Origin of the sequence: Rossellomorea aquimaris, from assembly GCF_000935355.1 — a bacterium.
Classification (GTDB): domain Bacteria; phylum Bacillota; class Bacilli; order Bacillales; family Bacillaceae_B; genus Rossellomorea; species Rossellomorea aquimaris_B.
Genome location: NZ_JXZC01000004.1, coordinates 1 through 16046, shown reverse-complemented (window position 1 = coordinate 16046; position 16046 = coordinate 1). Strand labels below are relative to the sequence as shown.

The following is a 16046-nucleotide window of genomic DNA, read 5'->3' as shown; positions in this document are numbered from 1 at the left end:
AAGAGTGCCGAGGTCCGTCCCTTAAATGGGATAGGACCTGGCACTCTTGATTTAATCTATTTTTTAATAAAGGAGTTGTTCATTTATGTTTTGGGAGTATTTAACGGATATGTCGTATGTGTTATTTTCGCTCATTGGCGGCATTGTTGCCATTGCTTTTGTTTATGTTCGCAGAACTAGGAAGAGACGTGTTCGATAGCTTTCTTCCCGATGTCCCTTCTATAGAACAATCCTTTACAGTCTACCTTGTCTAACTCTTTATACACTTTAGCCTGCGCTTCTTCCACAGAAGCTGCAGAGGTAGCTACAAGTAACACTCTTCCACCATTTGAAACTAATGAATCTTCTTCATTCAGCTCAGTTCCAGCGTGGTATACAAGGGTTTCTTCAGCTAATGACTTATCAAGATTTGGGAGGGCAATCCCTTTTGCATATTTACCGGGATAACCATCTGCAGCCAAAACGACTCCAAGAACTGCATCATCAGACCATTCTAATTGCACCGGCTTCCCTTCGATCATGTTTTTTATAACGAGACCGAAATCAGAAGTCAACCGCGGCAGTACCACCTGTGTTTCCGGATCGCCAAATCGCGCATTGAATTCGATGACCTTGGGACCCTCATCTGTCAGCATCAGACCTGCATAAAGAATCCCGGTAAACGAGCGATTCTCCTGTACCATCGCTTGAGCTGTCGGATAGAGAACAGTTGAAATCGCTTCTTGCACGACATCGTCCGAAATATGAGGTACCGGGGAATACGCACCCATTCCGCCAGTATTCGGTCCCTGATCACCATCAAAGGCACGCTTATGATCCTGCGCAATCACCATCGGATAAACGGATTCTCCATGTACAAAGGCCATCAAAGAAAACTCTTCCCCAAACAGACACTCTTCCACTACCACTTTAGAAGAAGCATCTCCAAACTTTTCATCAAGAAGCATTTCTTCCAATGCACTGATCGCTTCTTCCTCTGTTTCAGCAACCACAACACCCTTTCCTGCTGCCAATCCATCCGCCTTCACGACAATAGGGGCGCCAACTTCTTTTACATATTCAATTGCTTTCTCAACACTTGTGAACACCTCATATTTTGCCGTAGGAATGCTATATTTTTTCATTAAATCCTTTGAGAACGATTTGCTTCCCTCTATGATGGCAGCTTCTTTGGTCGGGCCAAAGATTTGCAGCCCTTCAGCTTGGAAGCTATTAACGATCCCCTCCAATAATGGGTTTTCAGGACCTACAAAGGTATAAGAAATATGCTCTTTTTTGGCAAAAGCAATGAGTTCATTCACATCGGATTCAGTGTATGGGAGATTCGTCGCAACGCTTGCAATCCCTGCATTACCGGGTGCACAGAATACCTCTGTCACACTTTCACTTTCCGCTAACTTCTTACATATGGCATGTTCACGACCACCGCGACCGATAACAAGTACTTTCATCTTGAAAAGCCCCCTTTTTAAGAAAACCTCTCCTGCCAGAGTTGAAGATGAGGAGAGGTTGTATGTGGAATGGATCTATGGTTAGGTGGGTTTGATGAATTGGCAATGGGTAGGCAGTAGTTTGGTTGAGGTCCGGCCCTCAATCCGCACTCTTTCTAATCACCCAGTTCCCAATATTTCGTTCCCCACATGGTTTAAACGGTAATATTACAAAACTTCCTTGTATAATTGGAGGTCCGTCCCTCAAATTAATGTTTGAAGTGGCGGATTCCGGTGAAGACCATGGTGATGCCGTATTGATCGGCTTTTTTGATGGAGTCTTCGTCACGAATTGAGCCTCCTGGCTGGATGATGGCTGTTATGCCTGCTTTGGCTGCTGCTTCTACGGTGTCGTCCATTGGGAAGAATGCGTCAGATGCCATCGCTGCCCCTTTTGCTTTTTCGCCTGCTTGCTCCAAGGCAATATTAGCAGCTCCTACGCGGTTCATTTGACCTGCCCCGACTCCCACTGTCATGTGAGCATCCGTTACAACGATTGCGTTGGATTTCACGTGTTTCACAACTTTCCAGCCTAATTTCATGCTTGCCCACTCTGCTTCAGTTGGCTGACGTTTTGTTACCACTCTCAAATCCGCATCTTCAAGGGTAAATGTGTCATCCGCCTGAACAAGCAATCCACCTTCAACGGTCGTTAATTTACGTTCGATTTTGTTTGTGGATTCAAATGGAACCGTCAATAAGCGGATATTTTTTTTGCCTGAAAGGATTTCAAACGCTTCATCACTGAAAGCTGGAGCGATGACGATCTCTAAGAAAATTTCATGAAGCTGCTTGGCTGTTTCTTCATCCACGACACGATTCAGAGCCACGATCCCACCAAAAATAGATGTAGAATCGGCTTCATAGGCTTTCGAGAAGGCTTCTTTAATAGTAGAGCCAACGCCGACTCCACACGGGTTCATATGCTTTACAGCGACTGCCGCTGGTTCCGTAAACTCTTTCACGATTTGAAGAGCTGCATTCGCATCATTGATATTATTATAAGAAAGCTCTTTTCCGTGAAGCTGTCTCGCCATGGCTACAGAGAATTCAGATCCAAGTGGTGCACGGTAGAAAGAAGCCTGCTGATGAGGGTTTTCCCCGTAGCGTAATGTTTGTTTTAACTCATACGTCCTCGTAAAACGCTCTGGGTGCTCTTCCCCTGAAATGTCTGTCATGTACTCAGCGATAAATGCATCGTAAGCTGCCGTATGACGGAACACCTTGGCCGCTAATTTGCGACGTTTTTCCAATGATGGTTCGCCATGAAGCTTTAACTCAGCAATGACTTCATCATAATCCAAAGCATCGACTACGACTGTAACGTATTGATGATTTTTCGCAGCCGCCCTAAGCATCGTTGGACCGCCGATATCGATATTCTCAATGGCTTCTTCTACACCGACATTCGGCTTAGAGATGGTCTGTTGAAATGGATAAAGGTTCACACAAACCAGGTCGATCCCTTCTATTCCTTGTTCCTGAAGCTGCTGGCGATGGCTATCTTCCCCGCGTTTTGCAAGCAGCCCACCGTGGATGTTAGGGTGAAGGGTCTTTACACGTCCCTCTAAAATTTCAGGAAAACCCGTTACTTCTTCCACTCCCATGACGTCCACTTCATTTTCTAAGAGAAGCTTCTTTGTGCCACCCGTCGAAATGATTTCATACCCAAGTGTCTTTAATTCTTTCGCAAATTCGATGACTCCGCTTTTATCTGAAACACTGATCAATGCTCTCTTTTTCAATGTCTGATCCTCCTCTGCCTTATGTAATGCTGATTTTATTTCATTATTTTGTTGTTGAATTGAGGATGGGATTGAGGGTTTAATGGTGTAAAAGTAAAGGGAGTGGTTGGTGATGTCGTGTATCACGGCTGTTTTATTCTGTGGGTTGCAGCACTTTTTCATTGTTGTTAAACTTGTGCCACTTTCGATGTTTGTTGACCCAGATTATGTACAAACAACAAACACGCCCTGCCCATACTATACTGTGCACTCACTCTTCTACCGCTTCACCAAAATCAACCCAATCCCGAGGTCCGTCCCTCATCACTTTACCACACTACCACAATAAAGCAACCACCTCTCCCCGGCTTTAGTGGCCGGTAGTAAGGAAGAGGTGATTCAGGATGGTTGGGTATAGGTGGTGTTCGACGTGCTGGATTTTGTCCTGGAGTGATTGTTTGGTTTCGCCTGTTGTGACCCGGACGATTTCCTGCGCGATGATTTCGCCTGTATCCATCCCGGCATCTACATAGTGGATGGTGACGCCAGTGATCTTCACTCCACCATCGATCGCTTGACCGATGGCATCTTTTCCCGGAAAGGAAGGGAGAAGAGAAGGGTGGATATTCACGATCCGTCCTCCGAAGCTTTCCAGTAATGTTGGACCAATCAATCTCATATAACCTGCTAATACAATAAAATCAACACCCAAATGAGCCAGTTCATTTAGGATTTCCTGTTCAAATGCCTGCTTGTTTTCGTAATCTTTTGCACGGAAGACGAATGTCGGAATCCCTGCTGATTGAGCTCGGTGAATCACAAACGCTCCCGGCTGGTCACAGACAAGAAGTTTAATATTCGCTTTCAGTGTTCCGCCTTGTACGGCATCTACCAACGCTTGAAAATTACTTCCGCTTCCTGATGCAAAAATGGCAATCTGTCTCATGACTCGCCCCCGATATTGACTTACTCATCCTTCATTTCAACGAACGAAACGCACTCCATTTCCAGTTGCCACACGTCCGATGATAAAGGCTTCTTCTCCCTGTTCGTTGAAGAATTGAAGAATGTCTTCTGCTTCTTTTTCCTCAACCGCTAATACAAATCCAATTCCCATATTAAAAATGTTGTACATTTCGCTGCGGGGAATTTCCCCATAGCGCTCAATGGCCGTGAAAATGCCTGGAATATCCCAGCTTCCTTCTGTAATGTCCGCTTGCAAATGATCCGGCAGCATCCGCGGGATATTTTCAATGAAACCGCCGCCTGTAATATGGGACATACCCTTGATGGAGAATTGCTTCATTGCAGCTAACACTGGTTTCACGTAGATCTTGGTAGGTGTAAGCAACGCTTCTTTTAGTGTGGTCCCGATTTCCGGTAATGATTCTTCCAAAGAGAACGACTGATCTTCGAAGAATACTTTTCGTACTAAAGAGTACCCATTACTGTGTATACCACTGGAACCCAGCCCGACTAACACATTTCCTTCAGAAATCTTTTCGCCTGTGATGATCTCTTTTTTTTCACAAGCTCCTACAGCAAAGCCGGCGATATCATATTCTTCCTCGGAATACATACCAGGCATCTCAGCAGTTTCGCCACCGATCAGCGCACAGCCCGCCATTTCACATCCGTCCGCTATACCTTTTACAATACCTTCTATCTTCTCTGGAAGTGCTTTTCCAGTCGCTATATAATCTAAGAAATACAGTGGTTCCGCTCCCTGAACGACAATGTCATTCACACACATGGCCACACAATCGATCCCGATCGTATCATGTTTGTCTGCCATGAAGGCAAGCTTCAGCTTCGTACCGACTCCATCCGTACCTGATACAAGAACAGGCTCTTTCAAATTCAAAGAAGATAAATCGAACATCCCGCCAAAACTGCCCAATTGACCAAGAACCCCTTCTCGTGCGGTTCTTTTCACATGCTTTTTAATGCGGTCGACTGATTCGTACCCCGCTTCGATATCTACTCCTGCTTGACGATACGCGTTTGCCATCATGATTCCCCCTATTTCACTAACTCTTTTTCATGTGGATGAAGTGTATCCGGGTAGATTTCGGTTGGATACTTCCCTGTAAAGCAAGCCAGGCATTGACCGCGATTTTCTGACGAATCATTCCGGTCGATGGCTTTTAACACACCATCTGTACTCAAGAAGGTCAGGGAGTCGGCGCCGATGATCTGCCGCATTTCCTCCACTGAATTGGAAGATGCGATCAGTTCTTCATGAGTCGATGTATCAATGCCGTAGAAGCAAGGATTCTTGATCGGCGGCGAACTGATGCACACATGAACTTCCTTGGCTCCGGCTTCTTTCAACATGCTGACGATTCGTCTGCTTGTTGTTCCGCGAACGATCGAATCGTCCACCATTACCACGCGTTTCCCTTCTACCACTCCTCTGACTGGTGAAAGCTTCATCTTCACACCTTGCTCACGAAGAGATTGAGAAGGCTGTATAAACGTGCGCCCAACGTAGCGGTTCTTAATAAGACCCAATTCGTATGGAATTCCTGATGCTTCTGCATAGCCGATCGCACTTGAAATGCTGGAGTCAGGTACACCCGTTACAACATCCGCTTCAATCGGTGCTTCTTTCGCAAGTTCCATTCCCATTCTTTTTCTCGCGGAATGGACATTGATCCCTTGAATATTGCTGTCTGGTCTTGAGAAGTATACGTATTCCATCGTACACATCGCATTCCCACCTGAAAAACTGAACCGTTCTGAGGTCAATCCCTCATCATTGATGATCACAAGCTCCCCCGGCTCGATATCCCGTACAAATTCAGCCCCCACGATATCGAAGGCACATGTTTCAGACGCAACACAGTAAGCATCCCCAAGCTTACCAAGTGATAGTGGGCGTAGCCCGTGCGGATCCAGGGCCACCATCATTTCTGTTTCCGTCATCACCACAAATGCATAGGCGCCCTTCAACATGGTCAGCGCATTTTTCACGCGATCCTTCAAGTTGAAATAACCGCTTCGTTTAATCAAATGAGCCAGTACTTCTGTATCCGAGCTAGTTTGAAAAATACTCCCCTGTCCTTCAAGCTGATGCTTCAAGGCGTTCGCATTAACCAGATTCCCGTTATGGGCAAGAGCAAGGCTTCCGCTCTGCGAATTGAAGAGAAGAGGCTGAACGTTCTCGTAGCCTCCACCTCCAGCAGTCGCATAGCGCACGTGCCCGATGGCCGAATCCCCTTCCAGCTTCTCGATCGTGCCTTCCTGGAACACTTCCGTTACAAGACCTTCCCCTTTTAGGCAGCGTAACTTATCACCGTCAGAAACGACAATCCCTGTTCCTTCTTGTCCTCTATGTTGCAAGCTATGAAGTCCATAATACGTAATTTGTGCGGCATTAGGATGTCCCCAAATGCCAAACACTCCACATTCTTCGTTTAAGCCTTTGATTTCAGCAGGCATGGGATGGCTCCTTTCCAAGCTGACTCTAATTCCTCAACTGAAGCTTGTAAGATGATTTCTCCATTTCCTGATGACACCGTAATTGATTCATGATCTGCTACGTTTCCTACTGCCTTGGCATCCGGAACAAGCTTCTCGAATTCGTCTTTGTTTTCAGGTTTAACTGAAACGATGAAACGTGATTGTGTTTCACTGAAAAGGTCCGCTACATTGTTTTCTCCCGAAAGCTCTACTTTTGCTCCCAATCCATTTGTTCCAAACGTGGATTCTGCAAGAGCGACGGCGAAACCTCCTTCAGCGATGTCATGAGCTGAAGCTACAAGCCCTTTTTGGATTGCTTCAAGTAACTGCATTTGACGACGAAGCTCTGTTTTCAGATCGATCTTTGGAGCCTTGCCAAAGATTTTTCCTTCTGTAAGCTTTTGAAGCTCACTCCCGCCAAACTCATCATGGGTTTCACCAATGACAAAGATATAGTCTCCCGCTTCCTTGAAGCTTTGCGTTGTAATATGATCGACGTCCTCGATCAATCCAACCATTCCAACTACCGGAGTTGGATAAACGGCAGTACCCATTGATTCGTTATAAAGGGACACATTTCCACCGATGACAGGAGTCGATAGCTCACGGCACGCCTCACTCATTCCGTCAACTGATTTTTCAATCTGCCAGAAGATTTCCGGTTTCTCCGGATTTCCGAAGTTTAAGCAGTCCGTGATCGCCAGTGGAATCGCTCCTGAACAAACGATATTACGTGCCGCTTCCGCTACCGCAATCTTTCCTCCGACCTCCGGATCCAGGTAAAGGTAACGGGAATTACAATCCGTTGTCATGGCAAGGGCTTTTCTAGTACCGCGTACCCGTACGACTGCTGCATCAGAACCCGGACTTACAACTGTACTTGTTCTTACTTGATGATCATATTGATCGTACACCCATTCTTTACTCGCAATCGTCGGCTGCTGCAAGAGCGCCTTAAGGGTTTCTTTATAATCGTCTACTTTTGGAGATACTGTTTCCATTGCTTGAAACTCTTTGTAGTAAGCCGCTTCTTGAGATGGCTTATGATAAACCGGTGCTTCCTCAGCAAGTGCATCAACCGGCACATCCGCCACGACTTCTCCTTTATGAAGAAGGCGAAGGCGCTTATCATCCGTTACTTTACCGATCGAAACTGCCTCTAAGTCATATTTTGAAAAAAGATCAACGATTTCTTGCTCGCGTCCTTTTTCAACGACGATCAACATACGCTCCTGGGATTCCGAAAGCATCATTTCATATGCCGTCATTCCTCTTTCACGCTGCGGCACAAGGTCAAGATTCATTTCGATCCCGGATCCTGCTTTACTTGCCATTTCTGCTGATGAACTTGTAAGACCAGCCGCACCCATATCTTGTATCCCAACAAGGGCATCATTCTGAACCAGTTCCAAACATGCTTCAAGAAGTAATTTTTCCATGAATGGATCTCCTACTTGAACCGCCGGGCGCTTCTCTTCTGACCCTTCATTTAATTCCTCGGATGCGAAAGTGGCTCCGTGAATGCCGTCACGACCTGTTTTTGCCCCAACGTACATCACAGTGTTCCCGACACCGTGTGCCTGACCTTTTTTAATATCCTTATGGTCGATCAACCCGACACACATGGCGTTTACAAGGGGATTTCCTTCGTAAGAAGCATCAAATTGAACTTCCCCTCCGACGGTCGGGATCCCGATACAGTTACCATATCCTGCGATACCTGCTACGACTTCTTTAAATAGATACTGAACACGAGGAGAATCCAACTCTCCAAAGCGTAAAGAGTTGAGGAGTGCGATAGGTCTTGCGCCCATCGAGAATACGTCCCGTATAATACCTCCGACACCCGTTGCCGCTCCTTGAAAAGGCTCGATGGCTGACGGATGATTGTGACTCTCGATTTTGAACACCACTGCTTGATCATCGCCAATATCAACAATTCCAGCTCCTTCTCCAGGTCCTTGAAGAACTCGTTCACCTGTCGTTGGGAATTTCATCAGTACAGGCTTCGAATTTTTATAGCTGCAGTGCTCTGACCACATAACAGAGAAAAGGCCGGTCTCTGTGTAGTTAGGTGTTCTTCCCAGAATGTTTTCCACCATTGAAAATTCTTCGTCTGTTAAACCCATCTCACGATAAAGCTGTTCTTCTTTCACTTGGGTTGAAGTTGGTTCAAGCATTAACGACATGTTTTTCCCTCCAGTGTTTCACAATCGATTGAAATAGTTTCTTCCCGTCTTCACTACCTAATAAAGTGTCCATGGCCCGTTCCGGGTGAGGCATCATACCGAGAACATTTCCAGCCTCATTTGTAATCCCCGCAATGTTCTCCACACTGCCGTTCGGATTTTCATCACAATATGTGAATACAATTTGGTTGTTTTCCTTAAGAGTGCTCATTGTATCCTCATCACAGAAATAATTTCCTTCTCCATGTGCTATCGGAATTTGGATTACATCATTCTTTTCATAACCATTCGTAAACATCGTTTCATTGTTCTCTACCGTTAAAGGAACGGTTTTACAAATGAACTTCAAGCTATCATTTCTGCGCATAGCTCCCGGAAGTAAGCCTGTTTCTAGTAAAATCTGAAATCCGTTACATACACCTAAAACGGGCTTTCCTTGCTCTGCCGCTTTCACGACCTCTTTCATGACGTTTGAGAAGCGGGCGATCGCACCTGAACGCAGGTAATCCCCGTAAGAGAATCCGCCTGGTAATAAAATAGCATCATAGTTTTCCAGATTATCAGCATCGTGCCAAACGTATTCGACTTCTTCGCCGATTTCGTCTTTAATCGCATGGTACATATCGATGTCACAGTTAGAACCCGGGAATACAATTACTGCAAACTTCATTGAGCCACACTCTCCTCAATCTCATATCTGTAATCCTCGATGACAGGGTTTGCGAGTAGTCGATGACACATTTCTTCAACCGCAGCCTCCACGTTTTCAACAGTTGATGGAAGAGTAAGCTCCATATACTTCCCGACGCGCACATCTTCAACAGCCTTGAATTCCATTGAATGTAAAGCATGTTTAACAGCACTTCCTTGAGGGTCCAATACACTTTCTCTTAATGTGATATAAACTTTTACTTTGTACATAGCTTGTTTCCTCCTAAGCGTTCTAAAATAATTGAATATACTTCTGTTAAACTGCCTAAATCTCTTCTGAAAACATCTTTATCCAGCTTTTGGTTGGTCTCTGCATCCCATAATCGGCATGTGTCAGGCGAAATTTCATCCCCTAGTAAAATTGAACCGTTGCGATCTTTCCCAAACTCTAATTTGAAATCGACAAGCGTGACTCCCGCTTCCTTGAAAATCCCTTGAAGGACCTCATTTACTCCAAGAGCCATTTCCCTTATTTCAGTGCGTTCTTCCCGAGAAGCAATCTCCAGGAAATCAATGTGATCATCCGTGATGAGTGGATCTCCAAGATCATCATCCTTATAATAAAATTCGATGATCGGCTTTTGAAGTGGCGTGCCCTCTTCTTTACCGAGTCGCTTCGAAAGGCTTCCTGCAATCACATTGCGAACCACGACCTCAAGCGGGATGATACGCACACGTTTGACCAGCTGCTCATAGTCCGATAACTGTTTAATAAAGTGACTCTGTATTCCTTTTTCAGCAAGCTTTGAAAATAGCAAGCTCGAAATCTTATTATTTAAAACCCCTTTGCCGTCGATGTCTGCTTTCTTCTCCCCGTTAAAAGCAGTGGCAGAATTCTTATATTGAATCCAAACAACATCATCATCCTGTGTTGCAAAGATTTGTTTCGCTTTGCCTTCATATAAAAGTGTCCCTTTTTCCATGTGAAATCCCCCCATTAACGTAATATTGCCAATCTTCAGTCTATATTTCCATAAAAAAAGGGAGGGATTCTGCTAAAACCCCTGCCCTATTCAATTATCAGAAGGACTTATTCCACCAAGCCGCAACGTTCAAAAATTGTATCCACATGCTTTAAGTGATAGTTATAATCGAAGCAGTCATCAATATCAGAAGGTGTTAGCTTGGATGTGATGGTTGCATCCTCTTCAATGAGAGAACGGAAGGCCACTTGCTTCTCCCACGCCTCCATCGCTTTCGGCTGAACCGTATCATACGCTTCTTCACGCGTCATCCCTTTATCGATAAGGGCCAGAAGAACTCGTTGAGAGTAAATCAATCCAAGTGTACGATCCATATTGCGCTGCATATTCTCCGGGAATACCGTTAAGTTCTTGATGATATTTCCGAAACGATTCAGCATGTAATTAAGAGCGATCGTCGCATCGGGCAGGATTACACGCTCTGCTGATGAGTGAGAGATATCACGCTCATGCCATAGAGGCACGTTCTCATAAGCTGTCAGCATGTATCCTCTGATCACGCGCGCCATTCCCGTCATGTTCTCAGAACCGATCGGGTTGCGTTTATGAGGCATGGCTGATGATCCTTTTTGACCTTTCGCAAAGAACTCTTCCACCTCACGTGTTTCACTCTTCTGCAGGCCGCGGACCTCAACAGAAAACTTTTCAATGGACGTCGCAATCAATGCAAGTGTTCCCATGTAATGAGCGTGACGGTCACGTTGTAATGTTTGTGTAGAAACCGGAGCCGGCTTAATGCCAAGCTTTTCACATACGTAAGACTCGACGAATGGATCGATATTCGCATACGTTCCAACGGCACCGGAAATCTTACCGAATTCCACTCCATCTGCCGCTGCTTTGAAACGTTCTACGTTACGCTTCATCTCTTCATACCAAAGGGCAAGCTTTAAACCGAACGTAGTCGGTTCAGCATGAACACCATGGGTACGCCCCATCATAACCGTATGTTTGTGCTCGATTGCTTTGTTCTTTAGAATTTCCACGAATCGTTCTAAGTCTTTTAGAATGATCTCGTTAGCCTGCTTTAATTGATAAGAAAGTGCCGTATCCACTACGTCAGTAGAAGTCAATCCGTAATGAACCCATTTTCTTTCTTCTCCGAGGGTTTCAGAAACCGCTCTGGTGAAAGCTACAACATCGTGTCGCGTTTCTTCTTCGATTTCCTTAATACGATTTACATTGAATCCGGCGTTCTCACGAATCTTCGCAACATCCTCTTTCGGAATGTCCCCGATTTCAGCCCACGCTTCACAAGCCAAAATTTCTACTTCAAGCCATGCTTGAAAACGATTTTCCTCTGTCCAAATTGCTCCCATTTCAGGGCGTGTATAACGTTCTATCATACCAGTCGTCCTCCGATCTTTTCTTGCACCTTCCAAATTCCAGCTTCGTTTATGTTCATCAACGTCTCTTCAATATCATTTGTTAAAAGAGTGACATGACCCATCTTACGTTTCGGCTTTGGTACATCCTTGCCGTAGAGATGAATGAACCAGTCTGGATGTTTTGGAACAGCCTTCATAATAGGCTCGATATGCTCTCCTAATAGGTTAACCATCACAGCGTCCTTTAATAAGGTTGGTTGAACAAGCGGCCAGTTACAAACAGCTTTGATATGTTGGGCGAATTGTGAGAAGTCGCATGCTTCGATTGAGTAGTGACCGGAATTATGAGGTCTTGGAGCCAGCTCATTGATATAGATGTCTCCATCCTCCGTCAGGAACATTTCAATCGCAAGCGTCCCTACTAGATCAAGAGTCTCACTGATTCTCTTCGCCATCTCGATCGCTTTATCTGCTACTTCTTCACTCACCCTTGCCGGCGCAATCGTTTCATGTAAGATATTATCCACATGAATATTTTCCACTACCGGGAAGTTGGTTTGCTGTCCATCGGGATTTCGTGTCACAATCACGGATAACTCTTTTTCAAAAGGTATCCATTTCTCTAACACACATGGACCGTTCTCCAATAAAGAAGCGGCTTCTTCTATCCCGCTCTCTTCACGGATCACATACTGTCCTTTCCCGTCATAACCACCTCTTGATGTTTTCAGAACCACTGGATAGCCAAGCTTTTCTATATTATCATAGATATCCTGTTGTTGTTTAATCACAGCATAAGGAGCTACTTTCACCCCTGCAAGTGTAAGGGCTTCCTTTTCCATGATGCGATCCTGTGTAATTCGGATGAGCTCTGCTCCTTGAGGTAAAAAGGCACGCTCCGACAACCATTTAAGTGCTTCATAATCGATGTTTTCAAATTCATATGTGATCACGTCACACTCTTCTGCCAATCTATAAAGGGCATCATATTGGTCAAAGCCGGCCGTGATCACAAGATCTGCCACTTGGGCACATGGTGATTGTGGTGCCGGATCTAAAACGGCCACACGAAAGCCATTTTGTTTCGCAGCAAGGGCCATCATTCGTCCAAGCTGTCCTCCGCCGATGATCCCGATCATCTGTCCTGGTAAAATCGTTTTTTTATTCAAGGTCATCACTGCTTTCCATCACTTTTTCCCGTAGTGCATCTCTTCTATTTTCCAAAGTTGCAGCCAACTCTGTATTTTCTATCGAAAGAATCTGTGCGGCAAGGAGTCCTGCGTTGGTAGCTCCTGCCTTCCCGATCGCCACAGTCGCCACCGGAACGCCGCCCGGCATCTGCACGATCGACAACAGTGAATCCATTCCATTCAAGGCCTTAGACTGAACCGGTACCCCAATCACAGGCAATGTGGTCTTCGCAGCCACCATTCCCGGCAGATGAGCAGCCCCGCCTGCACCTGCAATAATGACCTTCACTCCGCGATCTCTTGCACCTTCCGCAAACTCAAACATATAATCGGGTGTCCTGTGAGCCGATACAACTCGTTTCTCAAACGGAATCTCTAACTCTTCCAAAACCTCACAAGCATGCTTCATTGTCTCCCAGTCCGATGTACTTCCCATGATCACTGATATCATAATGGTGACAGGCACCTCCCGTAGTTTAATCCCTCTTAACAAAAAATACCCAGATCAATTGTTCTCTACTTATTGAGAGAAAGCAATTGATCTGGGTATTTTACAGAGAATGGTCCCGTTTCATCCGATAAGGTCCACAAACGAGCTCGTATCCAGACAGCTACTTTCCCTCATAGTCCGACCATTTACGGTAGTCAGGTAGAGACTCATGGGCCTTATTCCCATTATTATATGAGGGTATTCGGTTTATTTGTCTCCATCATAACCTGATATAGAGGCTCTGTCAACGAATAATCGAACGATAATAAAAGTCTGAAAATTAATGTTCGGATTTGAAGCGTTTACTCCTCAACCTTCTTCCCTTCAAAGACAATTGTCTGTCTAATAGGGACATATTCCGATTTATTGCCTTCTTTCTGCTCTTCAAATACAGGCTTTTCCATCCGTCTTACTGGCATATATCCCATTTCCTTCATACGGTCCAAGCAGTCTGCAATCGTCTCATTCTCCTGCACTTCGAATAATAGTTTCTTTTTACTCATTGTTTTAACTTTCCTTTACGTATATTTCGGACTGTCTTCACCCAGAATCCACCGTGAATCGCTTTCGGCTCATAGGCAATGATGAATGCTTTTGGATCAAGCTCCTTAATTGTATCATACAGCTTCATCTCATACTTTCGAGGAGTCAGGATCTGCAAAGCCATCCGGTTCCCTTCCAATCCATTCGCTTCCCAGTTCGTCACCCCGTAACCCCTTGCACGGAGTTCATTAGGAAGGGCCTTATCATACTCTTTCGTGATCACATTGACTGTAATATAACCAAGGGCAAGCTTCTCCTCGATCTTCATTCCCACAATCACACCGAGACCATAACCGACCGCATACGCAATCAGATTCTGAATCTCATTCAAATTGTCCAGTACCAGCCCAAGACCCACAACATAAATCACTACTTCAAATGTACTTACAAAAGCGGCAATATATCGATAACCTTTCAACGTCAAAATCATTCTGATCGTAAAAAAGGATACATATACAACATTGATAATCAAAATAATCGCTACCATCACAAAGCTATTGTCTAACACCGAGATGCTCCTTTCTCCACTACTACTTGTAGTATGCTCAAATTAAGTATCTATTTTACTAGAAAAGAATCGGAATATGAACCATTACAAGTAAAATAAACGTGGATGAACCAGTGACAATTTCTAGAAAAAGTCAGGTTTCCTATTCTGTATCTTTCCTATTTTCACTATCTTAAAACACAAAAAGGCTAAATGGTTGCCATTTCTCGCAACCATTTAGCCTTTTTCATAGTACAATTTATAAAGATTTCAGCTTCTCAACCACTTCTGAAGGTTCCACACGATCTTTGTAATCTGCTTTGGTATATTCATAAGCAATCGTTCCGTCCTGATTAATAATATACGTCGCTGAAACAGGAAGCGTCCATGAATCACTATCATTCGCTTTCTCCAGATCCAGACCTTTCTCTTTATATATCTCTACTAAGTAAGGAGGAAGCTTATAAACAAGCTTGTATTCATCTGCCACTTTATTTCCTTCATCGCTTAACACGAAATAATCCAATTCATTCTTCTCTTTTGTAGAAAGAGATGCATCAGGTGTTTGTGGACTGATCGCAATCAGCTGGGCACCTGCTGATTTAATGTCTTCCATTAGCTGTTGGTATGCACGCAGCTCCATATTGCAATATGGACACCATCCGCCACGATAAAACGTAAGAATGACCGGACCTTTTTTTAGCACATCTTCCAGTGTGACTCCTTTGCCTGTCGCATCCGGTAACGTAAAGTTCGGTGCTTTCTCCCCTGCACGAAGACCTTTACCATCATCAGAGCGCTCCAATTCGTTGATTGCTTTTCCCATTTTATCCTGTACTTCCTGTGATGCATTCTGCTTAAATTTAGAAATATATTCATTGTACTGTTCTAGCATATTGGTTGCTGTCATTTAAAAAACCTCCCTTTAGAATTTATTTATAGTATAAAAGCAGGTTATTCAAAAGAAAAGCGATGTGCTTGGTTGAGTAAGGTGATGGAGAGGGATGGGTGATGGTGTGACACCTTAGATGTTTAGTTTGTTTTCGAATGTAGGGATTACTTTGGCAAGGTGTGAAAGAGGGATGTGATAAATGGTAGAATTGCTTTTTTTAAGGTTTTAATTGAGAATGAATGAAATATAGCTAGAGTCTATGGAAATTTAGTACCTCTAGGTTCCAATGATGCCCTTTATTTCGTTGATTCTTTGTGCTGACTTAAATAATTGCGTCTAAATGGACAGGAATTGCGTCGTTTTATAAATTTATGCGTCTTCTCCGACATTTTTTGCGTCTAGTTTTCATTTTATGCGTCAGTTACACTCACTTATGCGTCTTTTTCCAAACACCTCCTAACTCTTACACAGAGGTGGAGAGAAATTTCAAACCACATATCCACATCCACACACAACAAAAAAAGAGCAACTCCTAAGAGCTACTCTTTCTTCAC

At 44.4% G+C, this 16046-nt stretch carries 16 protein-coding genes and 1 riboswitch; of the genes, 1 reads left to right on the top strand and 15 read right to left on the bottom strand.

The features are described 5' to 3' along the window. The first annotated feature begins 85 nt into the window (after positions 1-85). Positions 86-199 carry an EYxxD motif small membrane protein gene (locus tag TV75_RS22595; protein WP_367379312.1) on the top strand — a complete coding sequence of 38 codons (114 nt, stop codon included), beginning with the start codon at positions 86-88 and terminating at the stop codon, positions 197-199. Here TV75_RS22595 and purD read toward each other — a convergent pair. The 15 genes from purD to TV75_RS11960 all read right to left on the bottom strand — a co-directional run bounded on the left by purD (position 177) and on the right by TV75_RS11960 (position 15510). Continuing rightward, positions 177-1451 (bottom strand): phosphoribosylamine--glycine ligase, encoded by a 1275-nt coding sequence (purD, locus tag TV75_RS12030; protein ID WP_044339030.1) that lies wholly within the window; start codon positions 1449-1451, stop codon positions 177-179. The two genes, TV75_RS22595 and purD, sit on opposite strands and share 23 nt — an antisense overlap. A gap of 248 nt (positions 1452-1699) precedes the next feature. Next, positions 1700-3235, bottom strand: coding sequence for a bifunctional phosphoribosylaminoimidazolecarboxamide formyltransferase/IMP cyclohydrolase (gene purH, locus TV75_RS12025; RefSeq protein ID WP_044339029.1), 1536 nt, complete (start codon positions 3233-3235; stop codon positions 1700-1702). Between the two features lie 349 nt (positions 3236-3584). Further along, positions 3585-4160, bottom strand: a complete 576-nt coding sequence (gene purN, locus TV75_RS12020) for a phosphoribosylglycinamide formyltransferase (RefSeq protein WP_044339028.1) — start codon at positions 4158-4160, stop codon at positions 3585-3587. A gap of 36 nt (positions 4161-4196) precedes the next feature. Beyond that, positions 4197-5225 carry a phosphoribosylformylglycinamidine cyclo-ligase gene (gene purM, locus TV75_RS12015; protein WP_044339027.1) on the bottom strand — a complete coding sequence of 343 codons (1029 nt, stop codon included), beginning with the start codon at positions 5223-5225 and terminating at the stop codon, positions 4197-4199. An 11-nt stretch (positions 5226-5236) separates the two neighbouring features. Beyond that, entirely contained in the window at positions 5237-6658 is a 1422-nt protein-coding gene (gene purF / locus TV75_RS12010) for an amidophosphoribosyltransferase (RefSeq protein ID WP_044339026.1), read from the bottom strand. Continuing rightward, a complete protein-coding gene (gene purL, locus TV75_RS12005; RefSeq protein WP_044339025.1) occupies positions 6634-8868 on the bottom strand; it encodes a phosphoribosylformylglycinamidine synthase subunit PurL in 2235 nt (744 codons plus the stop codon). Before purL ends, purF begins: the two co-directional genes overlap by 25 nt. Beyond that, positions 8852-9538 carry a phosphoribosylformylglycinamidine synthase subunit PurQ gene (gene purQ / locus TV75_RS12000; RefSeq protein ID WP_044339024.1) on the bottom strand — a complete coding sequence of 229 codons (687 nt, stop codon included), beginning with the start codon at positions 9536-9538 and terminating at the stop codon, positions 8852-8854. The genes purL and purQ overlap by 17 nt, the downstream gene beginning before the upstream one ends. Continuing rightward, positions 9535-9789 carry a phosphoribosylformylglycinamidine synthase subunit PurS gene (gene purS / locus TV75_RS11995; RefSeq protein ID WP_044339023.1) on the bottom strand — a complete coding sequence of 85 codons (255 nt, stop codon included), beginning with the start codon at positions 9787-9789 and terminating at the stop codon, positions 9535-9537. The genes purQ and purS overlap by 4 nt, the downstream gene beginning before the upstream one ends. After that, entirely contained in the window at positions 9777-10502 is a 726-nt protein-coding gene (gene purC, locus TV75_RS11990) for a phosphoribosylaminoimidazolesuccinocarboxamide synthase (protein ID WP_044339022.1), read from the bottom strand. Before purC ends, purS begins: the two co-directional genes overlap by 13 nt. 107 nt (positions 10503-10609) lie before the next feature. Continuing rightward, on the bottom strand, positions 10610-11908 hold the full coding sequence (purB, locus tag TV75_RS11985) for an adenylosuccinate lyase (RefSeq protein WP_044339021.1): 1299 nt from the start codon (positions 11906-11908) through the stop codon (positions 10610-10612). Then, positions 11905-13065, bottom strand: coding sequence for a 5-(carboxyamino)imidazole ribonucleotide synthase (gene purK / locus TV75_RS11980; RefSeq protein ID WP_172655734.1), 1161 nt, complete (start codon positions 13063-13065; stop codon positions 11905-11907). The genes purB and purK overlap by 4 nt, the downstream gene beginning before the upstream one ends. Then, positions 13052-13531, bottom strand: a complete 480-nt coding sequence (gene purE, locus TV75_RS11975) for a 5-(carboxyamino)imidazole ribonucleotide mutase (protein WP_044339020.1) — start codon at positions 13529-13531, stop codon at positions 13052-13054. Before purE ends, purK begins: the two co-directional genes overlap by 14 nt. A gap of 153 nt (positions 13532-13684) precedes the next feature. Then, positions 13685-13786, bottom strand: a riboswitch (purine riboswitch). 86 nt (positions 13787-13872) lie between these two features. Then, complete coding sequence (locus TV75_RS11970; RefSeq protein WP_044339019.1) at positions 13873-14073, bottom strand: NETI motif-containing protein; 201 nt, start codon at positions 14071-14073, stop codon at positions 13873-13875. Next, positions 14070-14621: a DUF2179 domain-containing protein gene (locus TV75_RS11965; protein ID WP_044339018.1), complete on the bottom strand. Its 552-nt coding sequence runs from the start codon at positions 14619-14621 to the stop codon at positions 14070-14072. The genes TV75_RS11970 and TV75_RS11965 overlap by 4 nt, the downstream gene beginning before the upstream one ends. A gap of 238 nt (positions 14622-14859) precedes the next feature. Next, positions 14860-15510: a peroxiredoxin-like family protein gene (locus tag TV75_RS11960; protein ID WP_044339017.1), complete on the bottom strand. Its 651-nt coding sequence runs from the start codon at positions 15508-15510 to the stop codon at positions 14860-14862. Between the last annotated feature and the right edge of the window lie 536 nt (positions 15511-16046).